Here is a 21,636-nt window from a genome sequence, read left to right as displayed (position 1 = left end):
CATGGAATACGTGCTTAGGTCAAGGCGACCTGCTCTGCATTCATTGAGTTATCAAACGCTGCATACAGCGGTTTGTAAACCGGATGCCACATAGCAGCTTTGACTGCCTCTTCCACGTCCTTGAGCTCCACACGCGCTACGCCATCTTCGACTGCCGCTTTGGCGACTGCGACTGCAACTTTGTACGAAACAGCTTGCAGCTCTTTTACTCGTGGCAGAAGTGGAGCACCCGGTGCAGAGGAATCTACCGAATTAGCTACGGCCACTGCTGCTGCGGTGAACATGTTTTTGGTGAATTTCGATGCTTTTGCAACGATAGCGCCAAGTCCCAATCCTGGAAAAACAAAAGCATTATTGGATTGACCGATTTCATATAAAGTGTCATTAAACATGACTGGTTCAAATGGACTGCCTGTTGCGATTAACGCTTTGCCATCCGTCCATTCAATCAGACTTCTTGGTGCTGCTTCGGCAAGGGATGTCGGGTTGGACATCGGCATAATAATTGGACGTTCCACATGTTTCGCCATTTCTTTGATAACTTGTTCATTAAAGGCACCAGTCACACCGGAAGTCCCAATCAGGATCGTTGGTTTAATCTGTTTCACAGCTTCCAGTAAACTGACCTGTCCCTGCTCATTCAATACCCAATCTTTCACTTCCGATGCTTCACGTACATAAGGTTTCTGGAATTCGAATAGACCTTCCGTCTCATCTGTAAGAATTCCACGGTAATCGAAGGCCCAGAACCGACTTTCCGCTTCCTTCTGCTCAAGACCTTCTTCCATCATGGCATCACGAATCTGATCCGCATTGCCAATGCCAGCAGCCCCTGGTCCAAATACAAGAACACGATGCTCTCGAAGAGGTACACCCGTCACTTGAACTCCAGACATGATAGCTGCAAGCGTGACAGCGCCCGTTCCCTGTATGTCATCATTAAACGTAAGGAGCTCTTCCCCGTATTTCTTAATAATATTTCTGGCATTCACGCTGCCCAGATCTTCCCAGTGAAGCAGGATATCCGGGAACCACTTTGTTGTTTCTTTCACAAACGCCTCGATAAATTGATCATATTTCTCCCCGCGAATACGTTCATGACGGTTGCCCACATACAATGGGTCATTCAGCAATTTGGGATTATTGGTTCCGACGTCCAGTACAACTGGCAGTACACGGCTTGGATCAATGCCCACGGCTGCGGTGTATACGGCCAGTTTGCCAATAGCAATATTGATGCCTCCAACACCCCAGTCTCCAATCCCGAGGATGCTTTCCGAGTCGGTCACCACGATCAGATCCACATCTCCTGCATGCAGGCCACTGTTGCGGAAGGCTTCTTCCAGCCCATCCATATCATTAATGGACAGATATATACCGCCTGGTCTGTGATACTGATTGCTATACTCCTGAATGGCTTGCCCAACCGTAGGTGTATACACAATCGGCAGCATTTCACTAAGATGCTCCTTCATTAAACGGTAGAATAGTACAATATTTCGGTTAAACAGATCACTAAGCATAATGCTTTTGCGCAAATTATCCGATTCATTTTGCAATTGCTGATATACGCGGCTCACTTGTTCTTCAATATTTAAAACCATCGGCGGCAAAATGCCGTTCAGGTTAAGCTCTCTTCTCTCTTCTTCGGTAAAAGCAGTACCCTTGTTCAACATCGGATTGGACAGAACATCCTTGCCTTTCAAAGAGGTTTTTAAATTTCCATTGGAATCCACAAAAAATGAGTTCATTTACTAATTGCCTTCTTTCATGACGTCTCTTTGTTGTCTTTTTAATATATTTTTATCACTTGATAACTTTTAGTTAGTTAAATATCTTCCGATGACAATTATAAGGTATTTTTTATGGCATGTAAACGAACTCATGAAACTTTCATGAATGAAATTCAATTTCTCCTTGATAAATAAAATTTATCACTTTGCATTTTTTCAACAAATTCATTTTATGAAAAAGTTCATTTCGAACACATAAAAAGCCACGAATCTTCGTGGCTTTAGTCAATTTCCCGCTGGGTCAATTTCTGCTTCATACTATTTCATATGAGATTTAATTAATCAGTATAGGTATCCTAAAAAATCGAGTTCTCCCTCACTCCAAGCCCTGGTTCCAACTTCTCTAATCATTAATCCCTCAACCTTCTGAACCCCAACTCCAATTGTAGTTAAGCTTTCATGGTCAATTTTTAACCATTTACATGTGTTGCTTACACCTTTGAATCCATTTTTACGATACAAGTTCATATTATCAGCAAATAAAAGTACAAAATCAATATTTCCCTTAGTCAACTTTTCCACTTCACCAAGCAACAAGGAAGCGATCCCTTGAGAGCGATGTGTGATAGAGACACACAAGTCGATTATCCCTAATACTCTTACTGCTTCTCCGTTTAAATTCATCATCCTGTAGTCTAATGCTACATGTCCTACCAGTTGATTATCAGAGTTGAATGCCAATAATCTGCACTGTGGGATTTGCTTAAAAAACAATCTGTCTTTGGGATAGACCTCTGGAAAACTCGCAACAAGCAATTCTTGAAGATGTGTTATCCATTCTTCTTTCATCTCCATATCATAAGCTTTAATTATTTTCAAAAAAATTCCCCCTAATCCACTTCATACTTTTCTCTATTTGAGCTCAGTTAACTTAGTGAAGATGAACTTACGGAATATAGGCATCCTCTACCTCAACCTTTGGTTCAATTCCGTCTATTATGTATCTTACGTTAATGACATTTCCTTTCTGGAAATGGGCGATATGTGTAACCGGAATAAATGTCTCTACAGTCGCGGGAAAGGTACTGCCATCCACTTGGGTTACAGTCAGCTCCATTCGCACTCCCGGTCTTCCATCCATACTGGATGAAGTCTGTATGATGTCATGAATAATCGCTTCTGCCGGAGTCCCATCCATTAAAATGTTTTTTCGAAGTTGCTGTTTCTTTTTAGCGCTATGCACAAGTTTAAATACGGTAATCAAAATGATTGCTCCCGTTAGAACTCCAAAACCAATGACTGCAATCACAGTAATCAATGTAGTTGACATGATAGCCTCCTTTTAATTGAAAGTTAAGTTTACTACTTCTTTTCTTTATCTGTCTATTCCTGCACATCTGCTTCCACAGCGCTTCTCCAAACCAAAAAAAGCCACCATGTTTGGCGGCCTCCTGTAGGTTATGAAGTTTATCGACTTCAACAATTCTGGCATAATCTATTCGCATAATGAGTTAATCTTTAATCTTAATCTACTTTTGCACCATATGACCGTACAAATAAAACCGCTTGTTCGCGATCCAAACGTACACCTTTAATATCCAATGATTTCAAATCGATTCCTTCCAGGTTGGCTCCTCTAAGATCCGCCCCTTGCAGTTTGGCTCTGCTCAAAACCACTCTTGTCAGGTCGCAGTCTCTCAGATCCGCTTTGGTAAAATCCGTATCCGTAAAATCGGCTTCAAAGAAACGAATTCCTCGCAAGTCCTGTTTACCTAATCGGGTATGTCTCAGATTCGTATAAGACCAATCGCCCCGACTCAGGGTAATGCCATCCATTTGCGCACCAGAGAAGTCCGACCCCGTCATCTTGCATGAGCTGAATTTGGAAGCAAACAGATTAGCACCACCGAAGGAACAGTTTTCAAAAGCCGATTCTGTATGAATGGAACCATTCATGGAAGCGCCCTTAAAGTCACATTCGATAAAACGGCAGTTGCTTGTTTCGATTTCTTCCATTGAAGCATTCATAAAGGTACACTGTTTGAAAACACAGCTGATCAGTTCTCCATACCGTAAGTCCCGTCCTTCAAAATGCACCCCTTCGTATTCCTGATCCTTATATTGAAACATCACGTACACCCCATCTTGTATGATTATCATATGTTCACACCATTAAAAAGACCTTTAAATAATATACCATACGGCTGTCAAGTACCGTTTAAACACCTGCAAAAGTCAAGGTTCTTATTTTTTAAAGACCTGTAACTAGCATAATAGGCCCGATCTCTTGTAACTATTTCTCTTGACCTTGGAGTTTACTCCAATGTTATGATCTTATCGGAAAGGAGGTTAATATGAAAATTACGGATTTTGCTAGCAAATATCAAATTCAAACGGATACAATTCGTTATTATGAGAAAGAGAACTTATTGAATCCGTTAAGGCGAGAAAATGGGTATCGGGAGTATGATGAAGAATGTGAAAAACAGCTACAGCTAATTATCGTATTAAAACAATTAGGTTTTACAATAAAAGAGATGCAACAATTACTTATATTACGAGACCAATCCATATCAACAGAATGTAACGATGCAACAGTATGGTTATTGAATCAAAAAATAACGAAACTTGAAGAAAAAATTCAGTTTTACCAACAGGCATTACAAGTCGTGCAAACCATTAAAGAGCTTGCAAGTGAAGCGGTATATTCAGAGAATAAAGAAGTTATCGAAAAATTGTTACTTAGTTTATTCCAAAAGGATTCATAAGGAGAGAGATATGGTGACGAATAAACAAATCGTTCATGTGGAATATATATTAGCCGTTATACTTTCTTTTTTTATTTACATGCAGCTACACTTTCCAATTTGGTTGTTTTTTGTGCTTTTATTCGTTCCTGATCTTACAATGCTTGGTTACGCAATGAATAAGAAAATAGGTGCGATGGTTTATAATTTCGGACACACATTTATTTTTCCTCTGCTTTTAGCATTAAGTTACTTATATTTTTCAAACGATTATCTGCTTTTAGGGTCGATCATCTGGATAGCTCATATATGTTTGGATAGAGCAATAGGTGCCGGATTGAAATATCAAGATTCTGCATTTACTAGTACACATATACAAAGGCTTTAAAATTGCGGCTGCACTCATTGTACCGATAATTGAAATTGGAAGGCAGCCCTTGTGAAAAGTTGAGGAATATCTTTCTTAAATGATGATTAAACGAGAAGAATGAAGGCGCTAATTGGGCGTCTTCTTTTTCGCGCTAGGAAGGCTTCGGACGTGAAGTGGTTTCTGCTCTTCTATAGCTTGACCCATTTTCCAAGCAAAAAAGAAGAAGCATCTGCACTGGACAGACACATCTTCTAATCTGGATTAATTCCTCTAGAATTCCTTATCCGCAAATAACCTGAAATCGTCCGTAATCGCTAAACTTTTGCTTCCTTCCAGGTAAAATTGATCAGTTGCTCTCCAGGTATGACTTTGTTTATTTTGTCTCCGGTGATACACATAGTTAAACGGTGACGTAGCATAGGTTTTGAATCCTCTTTTTCTGCATTGCCTCAGAAAGGTTACATCTTCTCCAATGGAACGGTCCGTGAACCGGACCTTCTTTAATATCCCCTTTTTGAACAGAAGCGTACCGCCTTGTACAAATTCCACATGTTTATTCTTTTCACTGGGGGATCTGACCAACAACGTCTTTGAAGCACCTAAATAGACCAGACATGAGTGTTTACCAACGATATCACATTGGGTCCGCTTGAGTTCTCTCACTTGTTCTTTCAAATAATAAGGCGAGTAGTAGTCATCATCATCAAATTTGGCAATCAAGGGAAATCGGGCTCGGGTAATCCCCGCATTCAGACTTTGTCCGAGCGAGATTCTTTCTGGAACTTGATATACGGTAACATCTGCATGTTTTCGAACCCGGTTTCGATATAATTGCAGATTCATGCTGTCATGATTCAGAATAATGATAAGCTCTTTTACTTTATAACGCTGCCGATTGAAATTTTGCAGAATATTATCAAAAAATTGTGCCCGATTGGTACATACAATGATGGAAACACCGTTCTCCGTTCTGTTATTAGCCATGACCTATGCTCTCCTCCACATATATGTTTTTTCATCATACGTACGAAGTAAGGCATGGTCTGGACAAAGTGATAGCGTATAAAAGACCAAAAACCTCTATCCTCCAATGAGGATAAAGGTTTCTGAAATTCATTCTATGCTTGATTGGATTCGTTCATATATACAGCTTTACCTGTACGAGCGGACTCATAGAGTGCCTCCAGGATTTGCGAAACCACCAAAGCCTGTTTAGGTGTTACTACCGGCTCCAGATCTTTATCGATTGCTTCAATCCATTTTCTCATCTCTATATCCGGAGCACTTTCACTCTTTCCATCATAGAAAGCAACCCCGCCTGCACTCAACTCAATTTCGTTAGTGTACAAACGGCTGAATTTCTCGCCATTGATGCGCAGGCCATTCTTCATATCGGCGCCTGCTTCGCTTCCGCTCAAGCTGCATTTTGCTTCATCCACATCCAGTGAATTGAGCGCCCAGCTGGATTCCAGCATGATTGTGGCACCATTCTCCATTACGATCATACCGAAAGCGGAATCTTCAACTGAGAATTTTTCCGGGTCCCATGGGCCCCAGGCATTCGCTGCATTTTCTCTTTGTGAAAGCTCGTGATACGTTGTACCCAGAACAACCTTCGGTTGATAGTTATCCATCATCCACAGCGTCAGATCGAGTGCGTGTGTACCGATGTCGATCAATGGTCCGCCGCCTTGTTTCTCCTCATCAAGGAAAACACCCCATGTCGGAACCGCTCTTCTTCTGATCGCATGTGCTTTGGCAAAGTAAATCGAACCCAGTTCGCCAGCTTCACACAGCTGCTTCAGATACAAGCTGTCTTCTCTGAAACGGTTATTGTATCCGATGGTCAGTTTTTTACCCGTACGCTCGGCTGCTTCAAGCATTTTTTGCGCTTCAGCAGATGTCTTGGCCATCGGCTTTTCGCACATTACATGTTTTCCGGATTCCAGCGCGGCAATTGAAATCTCAGCATGGGAGATATTCGGCGTAAGAACATGAACAATATCAATCGTTTTATCCTGAAGTAGCTCCTGATAATCCGTGTATACCTGTGCTTCTGAACTGCCATACTTTTCTTTGGCTTCATCTGCACGTTCTTGAACGATATCACAAAAAGCAACCAGTTCTACATGTTCAAGCTTGCTCAGACTTGGCAGATGCTTGCCGTTTGCAATCCCGCCACAGCCAATAATCCCTACACGATACGTTTTACTCATATCCAATCACCCTCACTTTTGGTTTGGTTGTTTCATTTTACGGAAAGCCGATGGGGTCATCCCCAGACGCTTGCGAAAAACAGCATGCAAATAATTGGCATTGGTAAACCCTGAAGCCAGGGCAATTTGTTCAATGGAAACATGACTTTCTTCCAGATTGCGGCACACCGCGCGCAGGCGAATATCCTCCAGCACACGGCTGAAAGGCATTTCCGGCTGTACCTGATAAAAGATTCGCTGCAATTGTCTGCTGCTGATATGCAGCTTCTCCGCTACATTCTCCAGTGTTACTGCGGAGGGATGATTCGCCTCCATATACTGAATGGCATAATCATACCTGTACACAGACATGTCTCGGACTGGGGCCTCCGCCCGATTTCCCCCGATATCGTAGGCTCGGACGGTCTTGAGCAGAATACTAATTACCTGCTGCTTAATGGACGTGTAATAACCAATTAGTTTACGGTCACAAGCCTCATATGCTTCCAGGAAACAGTTCATGGCGCGATGATAGTCATGTACCGGAGCAAGAGGAAGCGTTCTAAGCTTTTCAATCGTTTCCTCTGATTCGGCTGCCTCCCATGGATCTACACCCTCTCTGGGATGTTCGATGATATCCACATGAAGACATAATTCATCCATAGCCTCCTGGGAATCCGCCTCCTGATAATGAACAAGACCCGGACCCGTTAGATACAGCATGCCTTCAGAGAGCGGATGCATCTCATCCCCCAGAATGACTTTCCCTTTCCCTCTCGGGATAAAATGGAGTTCGAATTCCGCATGATTATGAAAATCAACGATTCTGCCTGCCGGAAAAGAAGTCAGATGAAATCGCAGAACCCGTATCTCGTAGTGTCCCCACAGGATCGAGACATCGAGTCTTTCCAGGATATCCTGTCGCTCAAGCATTTTCTCAAAAGGATATCGGCTCAATGCAGCACCTCCCAATATCCTATCCCTGTAAATCCTTTAAGGAGATTTTACGCCCTTCCTTCGCAGAAAGGTTGGCCGCCTCCATCAGGCGAGTTAACTGAGTAGCCGTCTGCAAATTCTCGCTAGCAATTGTATCGTTTTGAATATGAGATACCCACTGGCTGAATGCGCTTTCTCTTCTGTCCAGCAAAGGAATCTCCGTCCATTCTTTCTGTTGCTCCGAACCGACATTCGTGCGAATCAGCAGCTTCTCCTCCGGTGTTCCGTATAACAGCGTGCCCTCCGTACCATGAACCTCTATCGCAAATGGCGAATGACTGTTCACAAACCCAGCCTCGACCACACCGATCGCTCCGGAATCCGTAAATAAGGTGGCAACCGCGTTATCTTCCACTTCTTTTCCGGTTACATATCCGAAATTAGCATTAACCCCTGTCACTTCTTGACCCATAAATAGATTCGTCAGATACATTGGATGACAACCGAGGTCAATTAATGCCCCGCCCTGGCAATCTTCCAGATGATAAAAGTGCTCAGGCAGCCAGTTGGCAATAGCTCCGTTATGCGATAAACGCACACGAACATAAGTCACTTTACCAAGTAATCCTTGGTTCAGTACATCTTGAATCGTTAATGTATATCCATCGTTCAAACGAGGTAATGAAACCGTCATTTTCACTCCGTTATCCTGTACATCAGAAATAATTGTATTAACTTCCTTCAAGGTTGAAGCGATAACTTTCTCTGTAAAAATGTGTTTGCTCGCTTTCGCTGCAGCAGTGATCACATCTTCATGAAGTCGTGTCGGTGCATCCACAATGACGGCATCAATGTTGTCCTGTGCCAGCATCTCTTCAAGTGAAGCATAGAATGGCACGTTCAGACGTTCGGCTGCTTCCTGTCCGCGCTCGGCATCTTCATCCCACACAGCAGCCATCACTGTATCTTCATGCTCCTGAGCCTGTTTAATATAATCCCAGGCATGTACGTGCCATAAGCTTACTTTACCTATTCGAATGGTCACTATGATTAACCTCCATACTATATGATATTCTGACATCTAACTATAAATTAACACAGACCTGATCTAATTTTAATAGGAACTTACGACAATAACTATATAAAATTACGACATCATTCAGATAAGTACTCACTTATAAATAAGCAAAAAGCTTTCTGCCACGGGATTGTGACTGAGAAAGCTTTTTGCAAATAATAAATGGTTAATTGCCCGTTTCCGCAAACGTTTTAATTCGAAGTCCGATTTGGTCACGAACCTGTTGGAAGACAGCCCATTTCTCCTCATCCGTACCTGTTGCTTTGGCAGGATCATCGAACCCCCAGTGCTCCCGTTTAACTTGTGGAGGTGTTATTGGACATTTATCTGCTGCATCACCACACAATGTAACTACCAGATCTGCATGGTTTAGCCGTTCGGAATCAATGATATCGGATGTCTGACTGGAGATATCCATGCCTAATTCCTTCATAGCTTCAACCGCTTTGGGATTCAAACCGTGAGCTTCGATTCCTGCGCTATAAATGTTCCAATCCTCACTCAGGTATTTCTTGGCCCAGCCTTCGGCCATTTGGCTTCGGCAGGAATTGCCTGTACATAGAAAATAAAGTGTTTTTTTGCTCATGTCATCGTCTCCTCGCTATTTGATTACAGAATGCTTAACCACAAATACAAGCCTATTAATGTAATTAGCAACGTTGGAACCGTAATAATAATACCTATTCTGAAATAAGTGCCCCAAGAAATCCTGACGCCTTTGGTGCTGAGAACGTGAAGCCAAAGTAATGTTGCCAAGGAACCGATGGGTGTGATTTTGGGCCCCAGATCCGAGCCAATGATATTGGCATAAATGAGCGCTTCCCGTATGCTTCCTGTAGCTGTCGTTGCTTCAATGGCAAGCGAATTGATCAAGACGGTAGGCATATTGTTCATCAGTGATGAAATGAACGCAGCAATAAAGCCCATGCCAATGGTTGCAACCAACAACCCTTGATCTGCCAAAGCCTGAATGGCGGCAGCCAGCAGATCCGTCAATCCCGCGTTTCGCAGACCATACACCACCACATACATGCCGATGGAGAAAAATACGATAGCCCAAGGAGCCTCCTTAAGAATCGATTTCGTCGGCACAGCAGTGCTGCGGGAAGCCATAACCAAGAAGAAAATAGCGGCCACACCTGCTACAAGGGAGACGGGAACGCCTATTAATTCACTACAGAAGTAACCGGTGAGCAGGATTCCGAGAACAATCCATGACAACCCAAACATCTTCTTATCCTTAATGGCTGTAGCTGGAGGTTTCAATTGACGGCTATCAAACCGTTTGGGAATGCTCTTTCTGAAAAAGAGATATAGAACTCCTATGCTTGCAGCTAATGAGAACAGATTTGGTATGAACATTCTTCCTGCATACTGCATAAACGTAATACCGAAGAAATCGGCTGACACGATGTTGACCAGGTTGCTTACAACGAGTGGCAATGACGTCGTATCGGCGATAAATCCGCTAGCTATAATGAAGGGAAATACTTTTTTCTCATCAAAGTTTAGTGCACGTACCATAGCCAGTACTATCGGTGTCAGTATTAGGGCGCCTCCGTCATTGGCAAAGAAAGCGGAAACTATTGCTCCTAAAATCGAGACGTAGACAAACATCCGAACCCCTCTGCCATAAGCCGCCTTAGCCATATGTAAGGCAGCCCATTCAAAAAAGCCAATGCGGTCCAAAATAAGTGAAATTAGGATGATAGCCACAAAGGCAAGCGTTGCATTCCATACAATCTGGGTAACATCCCATACATCCTGAAGATGAACAACACCTAAAAGTAATGCCAGAATAGCTCCCCCGCATGCGGACCATCCAATAGACAGGTTTTTGGGCTGCCAGATAACAAGAATCAGTGTGATCAAAAAAATGATGCTTGCCAACGCTGCCGTGAACAAACATTTCACCCCCTTACCGTTAATACTCTGTCTTTGACATAGTTATATAATGATATACTTATATGTAAATCAAAAAAAGTTAATTACACTTGGACGATACCCCTTCCTTGTTTAATGACTTCAGGATAGCCGCTGTATCCGGCATGCATTCCAATACAAGTTTAATATACGGCGTATCTTCGACATTCAAAGAATAATACACCCACTGTCCGCGTTTGCTCTCTTTAACCAAACCCTGATCCTTTAATTTTCTCAAATGTTGGCTGATGCCAGGCTGCGACATGTCCAGAATATCTACAAATTCACAAACGCACCATTCTCTATCCTTCAGGAGCGAGAGCATGGTCAGGCGTGTTTTGTCACCCAGTAATTTCAACTTATCCGCAGCGTCTTGAATGAAATCCATAGCCCTTCCCCTCCTGTATGTAACTTATATAAGAACATGCTTATATTATAATGCGATGACAATAAAGTCAATACAAAAGACATCCGCCATGACAAGGCGGATGTCCATTGTTTTGAAAGATGAAGTCTACTCGATCTGAGTTCCTGGCAACAGATTGTCATCATCGGAAGGTACATTTGTAACAGGCGCTTCTGCAGCAGATACAAACAACCGTCCTGGCGCCTCCACCTCTACTTTGTTACCAGCCGTATCCTGGGCGCGGATCACAATAACCCCACCCTCAAGCACAAGTGATGCAGGTGTGGTATACGTACCCGTATAATGACCAGGTTCCGTTTCCACCAATGGAATCTCTCCCCCAGCCTGTGGAGTCAGATTGGATGGCAGTTCAATTCGGAAAGAAGCCTGAAGTTTGGGCTTGCTGTCGAACGAAACCGTTACGGTTTCTCCTGCCACAATCCGTACATCCTCAGCCGGAGAGATATTGGTCAATTCAGGCAAAGACGTTTCCACATTAACCGTTCGGGTCACGGTTGTTTTATTACCTGCAATATCTGTCGCTATTATTGTAATCGTGTTCTTACCCTCATTCACTAGTACGCGGTGATTAAAGCTTCTGTCCTGCTCCAATTTCACCTTTTGTCCGTTAATCGTCACCTTGTCAAGGAATTGATCCTGCACGTTGCCGGTCACATGAACCACTTCTGTGTTGGTTCGACTTCCTTCCTCAGGTGTAAGAATCGTTAATACCGGTGCGGTCTGATCTAAGATGATCACAACTGGAAGAGAACGGTCTGTCGTTTTTCCATTAACTACCGCCTCGGCAGTAAAGGCATTAACGCCTGATTGAAGCTGTGCATTATAAGTGAATTTCCCGTTCTGAACCGTTGTTGAACCCACCAATTTTTTTCCGTTATAAATTTTAACCTCTGCCCCATTCGCAGGAGAAGTTCCCGAAACGGTGAAGGCTGACTTATTGGTATACGTGTTAGCAGGTGTAGTGAGTACAGGTGCATTCACCGGATATTTAACCACTGCACGAATCATATAGTTCCCCTCTTCTGCTGGTGCAGTACTCCATACTCCGCCTACACGCTGCCAGCTCCGGCCTGCATTCACACCATTTTCATCGGTTGCAAGTCCCGGCGCGCTCGTTCCGACTGCAGTCTGCACATACACGATATAGAAATCGCCTTGTACCACTACAGGCTCAGGAAATTCTACGGTCGTCCACTGATCATTACGCAATGCCGTACCGTCGAATGGCCCCGCCAGTAATCGGCCTGGCGCTCCACCTGATCCGGAGGCGTCATAAACGGCATATTTGAATGCTGTTCCGCCGGGTACTGGCCACTCTGTATTCCAGAATCGAAGTGATGCACCTGTGAGCTGTGCTGTCTCCAATTCTGGCGTCATGCGTACAGCCCATGCGTTATCTGCGGCCACAAAGGCTCTTGCATTTTCAGCAGTTCCATCGTCATAAGCGATTTCACCAGGAAATCCGATAAATGGTTTTAAGGCAACTTTCGCTTCGACTGTACCATTTCCTGGTACCGTTACACTTACAGTTTTACTATAGTAGTCCGTCGCGATGATCGACAGCGTGTAGGTTCCTTCCAGAACATCCAGAATGAACTTGCCGTCTGTGCCTGTACGAACTGCCCCTACTTGAGCATCTTCCAACACAAGAACGGATGCGCCAGCTAGAGGTTTTCCTGTCCGTTCATCACTTACAGTACCTTCAATCTTTCCTTGGGGAATGGTTTCCAGATTGAAGTTGGCTGTCGCTCCACTGCCGTCCGTGATGGTTACCGTTTTCGTCTGAGGATAATATCCATAAGCCTCAGCCTTCAACGTGTAATCACCCGCCACGTGAGTAAAACTGTATTTGCCTGTTGTCGGGTCTGTCTTCACTGAACGCCCTGTTTCCAGAACGGTGACCGTTGCACTTGCAGGCAAGCTTTGCGGGGTTACAGAGCCTGTTCCAGGTTTCTGTACTTCCGGCTGCTCCTGTTTCGTTTTATTGAATTCAGCCTTGTCTGTACTTGAAACTTTATACCAAGGATTATCATATTCAGGTTTAGGCTTGTCACTGCTCAGAACAACCGCGGTATCTTTCGTAACCGTCTCAGCGGCGATACCCAGAATACGGAAGTCATCGATATACCAGCCTTGCTTGACGACACTGCTGTCCGACGTCAATCTGAACCGGAATTGAACTTCATTTCCCTTCAATGCAGCCAGATCGTAGAATACCGGAGTCCATTGTTTCCCATTCGAAGAATGAGAGAATTTACCGAGCTCCGACCATGTGTTGCCACCGTCCTTTGTAGCTTCGACATAACCATAATCATATCCACTTTCAATTTCATACCAATGATTGAACGTCAGTGTAGCTTGATCCACTTGAGTCAAATCCACGACTGGCGATACCAGAGAATAGTTTGAACCGTTCTCATAGGTGCTGTCCAGATCGGTCGCCCAAACATTCGGCGGAGAAACCGCACTGGCAGGACCAACGACAGGTGCTCCACGTTCCCACTCGTCCTTGGTTCCCGAATGAGACCATCCATTGTCGCTATTGCCATCAAAGTGATCAATGAAGATATCTTCAGGGACCTCCACGGTCACGGATACCTCATTCGACTTGTCACTTTCATTGCCACTATAATCAAGCGCAGCTACCGTGTAATAATAAGTCGAATCGGTTACGGTCGCCGTATCCGAAAATGTCGTTGCAGAAGTATTTCCAATAACCTCATAACCTGAGCCGGGATTCGTCGAACGATAGACGTTGTAGGATTCCAGATCCTCATCGTCCGATCCCGTCCAGGACAGGTTTACGTTCCCCAGAATGTCAGCTGTAGCGGACAATCCGCTTGGTGCTCCCGGAGCAATATCATCTGGAGCTTGTACTGAAAAGTCATCGATATACCAACCAGCCTTTTGAACGGAATTGTCACTGGTCAGATTAAACTTGATAAATACCTGTTGACCGGCGTAGTCTCGCAAGTCAATATATTGCGTTTTCCAGCCTCCACCGGCACCTGTAAAGCTCAATGCCTCTTCAAATGCATAATCACTATCCTCTGTTGCAATGTACACCTTGCCAAAATCGATGTTGCTCTCCAAATCATACCAGTGCTTGAAGGATAACAAGGCTCCTTCAGGGCTCTGGGTAAGATCAATGGGTGGTGCGAGCAAATAGGCATTGCTGTTGGCTGCATAAGTCCCAGTCAGATTGGTTGCAATCAGCTTGTCACCGGAATAGGCGCTTCCCGGTCCACTTGTCGGTGCTCCCCATGTCCAGGTGTTGCCAACTCCACCCGAGGTGAAGCCCAGATTATCTTCCTCAAAATCCTGCAAATACCCAGGCTGGACTCCATTGGATACCGCAACCTTGTAAACTTCACTTTCGAATCCGTTATTACCATAATCATTGACCCGGATATAGTATTCCAAGCCCTGTGACTCGATGAGGAATGCCGGAATCGTCGCTGTGTAGGTTCCATCTTTGGCATCTCCAGCTATTCGATTCATCGGCAGATATACGTACTGGCTCGTACCCGTTGTTTTGGCGAATGCCTCCACTGTAGTTACACCGACATTATCGGTAACACGCGCAGTCAGTGGAATATCAAGCCCCGTAAACGCAGAGTTTACAGGTGTATGTTCCAGAACGGGTGCTTCCAGATCATCACCTGCTGTGACAACCCTCCCGGATACCGTGCCTATGCCTTCAAGCACGGAACCTACTGCATCCAGCGCATTAATGATACCGTGACCGTAGCCATTATTTGGCGAGGTTGGATACCGGCTGTCTGTTCTCGGTGTCGCTGTATCCATAATAATCTGCTCCAACTGATCAACCGTAAGGGAATGATTGGCTTGAAGCAGAAGTGCAGCCAATGCAGTGGTATGCGGGCCTGCCATGGACGTACCGTTCCAGCCACCCTCATATACTCCGCCCGGAACGGAGGAACGAATGTTAACACCTGGAGCCGAAACTTCCGGCTTAATTTCCTCATAAGGGGAAGGACCAAGTAGGGAAAAAGAAGCCAGATTCCCGTTGATATCCGTTGCTCCGGTCGCGAAGCTCTCTGGATAGTTCGCAGGGTTCGCAACCGAACCTGGGCCTCCCGGATTCGTCAATGTTACATTGCCGGCTGAGAATTCCGGAAAGATCTGTGCATCACGCCAGGCCTGAACCATCGGACGGAACCACTCGTCCAATCCAGGACCACCACCCCAGGAATTGTTAACCACATCCGGGGCAAGCTCAGGGTGCAGGTTTCCTTCGGCATCCACTGGAGCAATCAGCCATTGCCCGCCATCCAGTATAATGGCATCCGTCGTACTCGGATTGAAAATCCGGACGGCAATCCATTTTGCTCCGGGAGCAACCCCGATCTTATTGGTGCCATTGGCTTCGGATCCTACCATGGTACCCATCGTATGTGTACCATGACCGTCTCCATCCGCAGGAAGAGAGGCATTACTATGGGGATCATACCAGCTTAGCTCTGGATCGACGATATTTCCCGAAGCATCCAGTCCTCTCCATTTACTGCGGAGCGCCGGATGGGTGTAATCGACCCCGCTGTCCAGGTTGGCAACAACGATTCCTGTACCGTCGATTCCTTTGTCCCAGACTGCAGGCGCGTTTATCGAATCGATGTTCCATTCAACGTTCTCTGTCTGCAGGCTCTTCTCATTAGCTACTGCGCTTTCCTTTGTATCCGCTTCTTTGGCTGGTGTCTTGGCAGGCTCCGTTGCTGGGGCTGCTGTTGCCTTTTCGCTACCAACCTCAGTTTTTTGCATATAACGCTGCTCGTTAGGCAGTAATTTTTCCACCTCGGGAAGAAGTGCAATCTGTTCCATAACTTCTTTCGTACTTGTTACTGCGAGTGCATTAACGATGAAATAACTTTTATATTCTTTGACCTTGCCAAGGTCAAGTTCCTTCTCAAGAAAACTTTCCAGGGTGTATTGGGATCGCGAGGCCGTTTCTCGCAGAGAACTGACAACCGTGCTGCGCACAGACAGTTTCGTTGCCGAAGCCGTTTGCTTTTCGATTGTTGCCTTTTGCATAGCTTGTTTGGAGACAGAGGCTGTATCTACCTGTTCTTTCATTTTCACCAGATAAGTTACATAATCATTGTTCTCAAATTCCTTGCTCAGCTTGGCGTTCACTTTGGAGGTAGTGATTTTGTCCGAACTGGATTTCATGTCGATCTTCTGCGATGCGGCGTTATCAGCTGAAACCGGATGAATGATAGATAATGCAAGGAGAAGTGACAGGCCCATGGAGAGCGGCTTGCGTAAACGATTCATCTTTATCAAACTTTTCCACTCCTTTTACCCGGTTTTTGTAATACAGCGATTTACTGTATCCATTCCTTTAAACGAAACGATGAAACGGCCTCAAAATGGACAGACGTATTGCGTTCATTTACATCAAGCCTCACCTCCTTTACAGGACAGGTTATTAAATTACATCGGATGTGAAAGATTATAGATAGCCATTTTCAGCATTAATGGAAGAGGTAGATTTGCATTCCAGCTCAATTCATCTTGTGAGCGGAAATGATTCGCATTCATTAAGGAGGGTAATCACCAGCGTTAGCAAGAACGCATACTTTTCAAGGGAGTATTATGGATATGGGTGGCTCGGGAGATTTCTTTAAATATGTACCAACACTCTTAAAATTACATATAATATAAAATTTAGAATCTAATAGTATTTTTATGGTATATTATAGAGTCATAAAATGAGATATACAAGCATTTTTCTTGAAAATTATAGAAAATAAGCCTTTTTAATGCTTTTATAAGCCTAATGTCTCTCCTTCCCTCACACATTTTACGCAAATGCGAATATCAGGGCTGCTCGGTTGATTCAAACGGTTCTTTATAACTATGACCTAGTCATTCTGACATCAAAAGAACGACGCGAAATCCTCTCGCGCCGTTCTTTTGATGTTCCGGGATATCGATTAAGGGCAGGGGTGGATCGTCCCCCAATGAATCTGCTCATGTACGCTGATTTAGACGATTCAACACCAGATAAACAACGATGGCATCATCCAGATAACCAATCGGAAAGAGATAGTCGGGAATCAGATCGGCAGATGAAATAAAGTATAACAATGCACTGCCGATCAGGGACCGATCATTCTCAGGTGTAATCTCATCACAGTATTGAATGTGCATTTCCTTCAAATGTTCAATGAACGGTCCTGCACCGTTTGTCTGGGTGATTTTCACCTCAAACTCTTTACAGATGATTCGGTGCCCTTCATCCGTACGGGCATATTGTTCGTACTTGATCATTTCCTGCTCAATTCGCTCTGTTGTCACTGCAGGGTCAAATAACTGGGTATGTTGCAGGACTGACTTTATCGATTCAAGCGAATCCAGGATACCCTGCTCGGCCTCTTTTTTTCCGTGATGGATTGGATAGCCGGCAGCTTCAAGCAGAATATCCAGAGAAACATCCAGATGTTCGGAAAAGACCTGCAGATGCGTGAGCTTTGGTTGCTGCTTCCCATTCAAGATCCGGGAAATGGTAGCGGTGTCCATTCCGCAAAGTGTGCTGAATTTGCGCATCGAGAGCGCACGTCTGGCTAGCAGAGGCTTGATCAAATCTCCGATATGACCATCCTTTATTTGATCATTTGCTCTCACCGGCATCCCTCCAGAGATATGATCGATAGTCTAGTATATGGGACAATGTCTGAAAGTTTACCTTATTCTTTCCTCAACGGAAACGTTTTGTTACCTTTTTCTCAAGGACGGGCACAGGATTCTCAACACCACATACATTAGGAGCAGACTACAGATCATGAGGTGATTTTATGGCATGGATGCTTATCTTAGCTTTGGCTGTCTCTTCGAGTCTTGACAACCTGGGTGTCGGACTATCGTACGGGATCAGAAAAATCAAAATTAGCCTATTTTCGAATTTTTTGATTGCCGTTGTTTGTTTACTGTTCAGTTATTCTGGCATTTTGTTCGGGAAATGGATATCTGTCGTGCTTCCTGGCGTCTTCCCCATACTACTGGGCACATTTATCCTGCTTGTCATCGGTTTTCGTATCATCCTGTTATCGGTTCCCCGCAAGAAGCAAGAGCATGAAGAGACCGATTCCCAAGCTCTCGGGATCGGGACCATTTTGCAAAATCCTGAACGGGTAGACCTGGATAAATCAAACCATATCGGAGTGCTGGAAGCATTGATCCTGGGCGTTGCTCTATCGACAAATGCACTGACGAATGGCCTAAGCGCCGGCCTGATGGGCTTGTCCCCCTTGTACATTTCCCTGACAGCAGCTATCGGCAGTTTTGTTACTGTATGGTTTGGCGTGTGGATGGGAACCAAAGCGGCAAATGTCCGTATTGGTTCGTTCACACTGGGTCAGTTCGGAACGCTGGTCAGCGGAATTCTCTTGCTGTTGATTGCAGCCAACAATTTATTCTGATGCATTATAGAAAACTCCAAAAAGGAGACATCGGATCCGATGTCTCCTTTTTGAGCATTTTAGAAACTCTACTTAATAGATCCTTGCCATAATCGTGGACCATTGACCCGTCTATCCTATTTCAGTGCCGTAACCACTTCTTCACTGGACCGAATCCGACCCATTCTGGGGAAAATGGTTTTACAAACGTAGTCATGCTCTTCCTTGGTAGCAGCTGTCATAGCATCTTCTGCAAAAATCTGATGATAACCATGCTGATAAGCTTCTCTTGCTGTAGTATCCACTCCAATGGAGGTAGAAACGCCACACAATACGATTGTATCAATGCCCCGACGACGCAACTGGAGGTCAAGATCAGTACCGAAGAAAGCCCCCCATTGACGCTTGGTAATCGTATGATAAGGGGTATGGGCTGCAATTTCAGGCACGAATTGATCCCAATCAGCGGTAAATTGAGCCGCTCCACGTTCCATATCCGTCTGGGGCTTCAACATATCTTTTCCATCGACGGTCGAGACTTTTACAAGCACTACAAAAGCTCCCTTTTCGGTAAAAGCCTGCGCTAACTTGGCTGCATTTTGCACTACTGACTCACCTGTATGTGGAGCCTGCTGCCGGCTATTTACAATCCCCTTCTGCAAATCAATAACGACCAACGCTGTTTTTTCTGCTGCAAGCTGTTCAGCTTCGGCTTTATTCAAGTTTTCCATGCTCTTCTCTCCCGTTCATTTCAAGTTTTTGGTATACCTTAAAATACACCCAGCCAGCGTTGATCCATATCAAAGCACTGGTAATCAGAAACACATATCGTATTCCCATCCAGGCGGCCACCTGTCCGCCTAAAACGGCACCGCCGAATACACCCAGATATCCGGCTGACATGTTAAAACCGAAGACTCTCCCTGTCAGAGAAGCCGGTGTGATTTTTTTAATTAACGTATTTACGGACGGAATCAGTCCGGCTGCGCCAATCCCAATAAAAAACGCAGACCCATCAGCTGCCATGGACTCGTTACAAAAGCCTGGGCTATGAAGAGAATTCCGGCAGCGATAAGAGCAACCAATATTACTTTCTGTGCGCCTACTTGATCGGAAAGCCTGCCCAGTCTTGGTGCGGCAATCAGATTGGCCAGCCCTGATGCGGAGAATACGATTCCGGCCATCAAAGCAACATGGGAAGTGTTACCGGAAAGCTGCGTAATATATACAGTGAGGATCGGCTCCACCGAATATAAGGCCACAGTTAGTACAAAAAAAGTAACAAACAAGTGAATCGTCAGACTTTTCTCAGGAACCTTTCGCCATACTTCCCTGAGGCCAAGCACCGCTTTGTTCTCTCGCGTGAACGACTCCTTCACGAATAAAGCAGTTGTAATAAACGCAATCATCATCAGACCACCTGTGATAAAAAAGGAATTCTGGAGCCCCCAGCGCCCCCCAATGAAACCTCCAATCGTCGGACCAATCAGGGACCCTGCAATGTTGGCCGTTGAAAGTGTGCCCAACGCATAGCCCGCATGCTTGGAATCGGTCTGGGTAGCAATCAGTGTCGTACAGGCGGTGCTGTATCCGGTGATAACACCTTGTAACAGTCGAAGTCCGATGAGCATGTACACGTTGGATGCGAACCCCATACAACCTACTACTACAGCCATTCCCAAACTGGCTCGAAGGAGCATCGGTTTTCGTCCCCATCGGTCGGCAGCCGCCCCCCAAATCGGCGAAAAAAGGGCGGAAAGTACAAATGTTATGCCAAAGGCAATTCCGGAAAATTGGGCAATCGCCGCCGAATCATTCACACCAAGCTGCTTGATATAAAGCGGCAAAATCGGCGCAATCTGACTCATGCCAACCCCTGTCACAAACATCCCAAACCAGCATACAATTAGATTTCTTTTCCACAGCGGCATGTCAACAGCCTTCCTCCCGCTTCACAATCATATCCTCATCTTAGCGGTCAGAAAGGCTATACACCATGCACTATGTTAAACTCCATGGACATTTTTGCTGTAAAATTCTGAAGGACTCATACCTTCCGTTTGTTTAAATAACCTGCTGAAATAGAATTCGTCTGTGTAACCAAGGAACTGAGCCACTTCTTTGACCTTACTGTCGCCTTCCAAAAGAAGCTCTTTCGCTTTGTCCATTTTCAGCTTATTGAAGAATTCAATGATGGAATATCCTGTAATTTCTTTGAATGTTCTCGATAGATAGGGAGGCGACAACTGCACCAATTCCGATAGTTCAGTCAAAGTGACTTTACCATACAGATGGTGATGCATATAATTGATGATCTTTTCCACTTTCACGGATGTTGCGTAATTACGATGCCGCTTTTTAATATTTTGCGCAATTGCAATAATTAATTGCTGTAGTAACGTCTTGGCGATAAACTCATAACCGGGCAGTTTCGTGTTCCAGGTGTCCGCCATTTGTTTAAATACCTCGTCCACTTGATAATAGTCCTTTAACTGCTGGACAGCGGGCAAAGGGAACATCTTCACATCCTTGTCATTCTGCTCGATTTGCACATAGTTGAAGTGTACGGACACAAAACTTATGGGATCATCAGAATCAATCACGATGAAGTGTGGAACATCAGGCTGAAGGTAGATGAGTATCCCTTCCTGAACGGTATGTTTTTTATTATTAACGGAAATCTCCGCTTTCCCGCCTGTAATAAGAATAAGCTCATGATGTTGAAGTGTCCGCACCCCTTTATTTGAAAATTTTCGCGGTTCATTCCTTTTCCTTGAATTGCAATACAAAATATGAAAATAAAGTT

General features: G+C 44.6%; 18 protein-coding genes and 1 pseudogene. 3 read left to right on the top strand and 16 right to left on the bottom strand.

All coding sequences use genetic code 11. The annotated features are described in order from the left end of the window. Positions 1-14: 14 nt before the first annotated feature. From QP794_RS12820 to QP794_RS12805, 4 genes are all read right to left on the bottom strand, one after another. Positions 15-1,751: an NAD-dependent malic enzyme gene (locus QP794_RS12820; RefSeq protein WP_285077031.1), complete on the bottom strand. Its 1,737-nt coding sequence runs from the start codon at positions 1,749-1,751 to the stop codon at positions 15-17. Between the two features lie 324 nt (positions 1,752-2,075). Then, entirely contained in the window at positions 2,076-2,612 is a 537-nt protein-coding gene (locus tag QP794_RS12815) for a GNAT family N-acetyltransferase (RefSeq protein WP_285077029.1), read from the bottom strand. 67 nt (positions 2,613-2,679) lie between these two features. Then, positions 2,680-3,063, bottom strand: a complete 384-nt coding sequence (locus tag QP794_RS12810) for a hypothetical protein (protein WP_285077028.1) — start codon at positions 3,061-3,063, stop codon at positions 2,680-2,682. A 194-nt stretch (positions 3,064-3,257) separates the two neighbouring features. Next, positions 3,258-3,863 (bottom strand): pentapeptide repeat-containing protein, encoded by a 606-nt coding sequence (locus QP794_RS12805; protein ID WP_285077026.1) that lies wholly within the window; start codon positions 3,861-3,863, stop codon positions 3,258-3,260. A gap of 224 nt (positions 3,864-4,087) precedes the next feature. Between QP794_RS12805 and QP794_RS12800 the strand changes: the two genes are divergently transcribed. Continuing rightward, positions 4,088-4,501 carry a MerR family transcriptional regulator gene (locus tag QP794_RS12800; protein ID WP_053782366.1) on the top strand — a complete coding sequence of 138 codons (414 nt, stop codon included), beginning with the start codon at positions 4,088-4,090 and terminating at the stop codon, positions 4,499-4,501. 10 nt (positions 4,502-4,511) lie between these two features. Then, on the top strand, positions 4,512-4,868 hold the full coding sequence (locus tag QP794_RS12795) for a DUF4260 domain-containing protein (RefSeq protein ID WP_179132566.1): 357 nt from the start codon (positions 4,512-4,514) through the stop codon (positions 4,866-4,868). 252 nt (positions 4,869-5,120) lie between these two features. On the opposite strand, the gene QP794_RS12790 is transcribed toward QP794_RS12795, so the two are convergent. From QP794_RS12790 to QP794_RS12750, 9 genes are all read right to left on the bottom strand, one after another. After that, entirely contained in the window at positions 5,121-5,834 is a 714-nt protein-coding gene (locus QP794_RS12790) for a glycosyltransferase family 2 protein (RefSeq protein ID WP_285077021.1), read from the bottom strand. Positions 5,835-5,968: 134 nt separating this feature from the next. Then, positions 5,969-7,066 (bottom strand): Gfo/Idh/MocA family protein, encoded by a 1,098-nt coding sequence (locus QP794_RS12785; RefSeq protein WP_024634224.1) that lies wholly within the window; start codon positions 7,064-7,066, stop codon positions 5,969-5,971. A gap of 12 nt (positions 7,067-7,078) precedes the next feature. Then, entirely contained in the window at positions 7,079-8,002 is a 924-nt protein-coding gene (locus QP794_RS12780; RefSeq protein ID WP_024634223.1) for an AraC family transcriptional regulator, read from the bottom strand. 19 nt (positions 8,003-8,021) lie between these two features. Further along, on the bottom strand, positions 8,022-9,026 hold the full coding sequence (locus QP794_RS12775; RefSeq protein ID WP_285077016.1) for a Gfo/Idh/MocA family protein: 1,005 nt from the start codon (positions 9,024-9,026) through the stop codon (positions 8,022-8,024). A 199-nt stretch (positions 9,027-9,225) separates the two neighbouring features. Then, positions 9,226-9,645, bottom strand: a complete 420-nt coding sequence (arsC, locus tag QP794_RS12770) for an arsenate reductase (thioredoxin) (RefSeq protein ID WP_079344372.1) — start codon at positions 9,643-9,645, stop codon at positions 9,226-9,228. Between the two features lie 23 nt (positions 9,646-9,668). Further along, positions 9,669-10,964: an arsenic transporter gene (locus tag QP794_RS12765; protein WP_285077012.1), complete on the bottom strand. Its 1,296-nt coding sequence runs from the start codon at positions 10,962-10,964 to the stop codon at positions 9,669-9,671. Between the two features lie 79 nt (positions 10,965-11,043). Continuing rightward, complete coding sequence (locus QP794_RS12760; protein WP_285077010.1) at positions 11,044-11,370, bottom strand: ArsR/SmtB family transcription factor; 327 nt, start codon at positions 11,368-11,370, stop codon at positions 11,044-11,046. A gap of 126 nt (positions 11,371-11,496) precedes the next feature. Continuing rightward, positions 11,497-16,713 carry a S8 family serine peptidase gene (locus QP794_RS12755; protein ID WP_285077008.1) on the bottom strand — a complete coding sequence of 1,739 codons (5,217 nt, stop codon included), beginning with the start codon at positions 16,711-16,713 and terminating at the stop codon, positions 11,497-11,499. A 690-nt stretch (positions 16,714-17,403) separates the two neighbouring features. Next, positions 17,404-18,063 carry a DUF1232 domain-containing protein gene (locus QP794_RS12750; protein WP_483311901.1) on the bottom strand — a complete coding sequence of 220 codons (660 nt, stop codon included), beginning with the start codon at positions 18,061-18,063 and terminating at the stop codon, positions 17,404-17,406. Positions 18,064-18,227: 164 nt separating this feature from the next. On the opposite strand from QP794_RS12750, the gene ytaF reads away from it, so the two are divergent. Continuing rightward, positions 18,228-18,851 (top strand): sporulation membrane protein YtaF, encoded by a 624-nt coding sequence (gene ytaF / locus QP794_RS12745; protein WP_024628354.1) that lies wholly within the window; start codon positions 18,228-18,230, stop codon positions 18,849-18,851. Between the two features lie 116 nt (positions 18,852-18,967). Here the strand turns inward: ytaF and QP794_RS12740 are convergent, their stop codons facing one another. From QP794_RS12740 to QP794_RS12730, 3 genes and pseudogenes are all read right to left on the bottom strand, one after another. Continuing rightward, positions 18,968-19,561 (bottom strand): hydrolase, encoded by a 594-nt coding sequence (locus QP794_RS12740; protein ID WP_285077003.1) that lies wholly within the window; start codon positions 19,559-19,561, stop codon positions 18,968-18,970. Beyond that, positions 19,545-20,698 (bottom strand): annotated as a pseudogene (locus QP794_RS12735) (multidrug efflux MFS transporter). The gene QP794_RS12740 and the pseudogene QP794_RS12735 overlap by 17 nt, the downstream one beginning before the upstream one ends. A 138-nt stretch (positions 20,699-20,836) precedes the next feature. Next, positions 20,837-21,565, bottom strand: a complete 729-nt coding sequence (locus QP794_RS12730) for an AraC family transcriptional regulator (protein WP_285077000.1) — start codon at positions 21,563-21,565, stop codon at positions 20,837-20,839. Positions 21,566-21,636 lie beyond the last annotated feature (71 nt).

Origin of the sequence: Paenibacillus sp. UMB7766-LJ446 (assembly GCF_030226665.1) — a bacterium.
In the GTDB taxonomy this organism is placed as follows: Bacteria; Bacillota; Bacilli; order Paenibacillales; family Paenibacillaceae; genus Paenibacillus; species Paenibacillus vandeheii.
The sequence above is the reverse complement of the archived record's forward strand: the minus strand, read 5'-3'. Positions and strand labels throughout refer to the sequence as shown.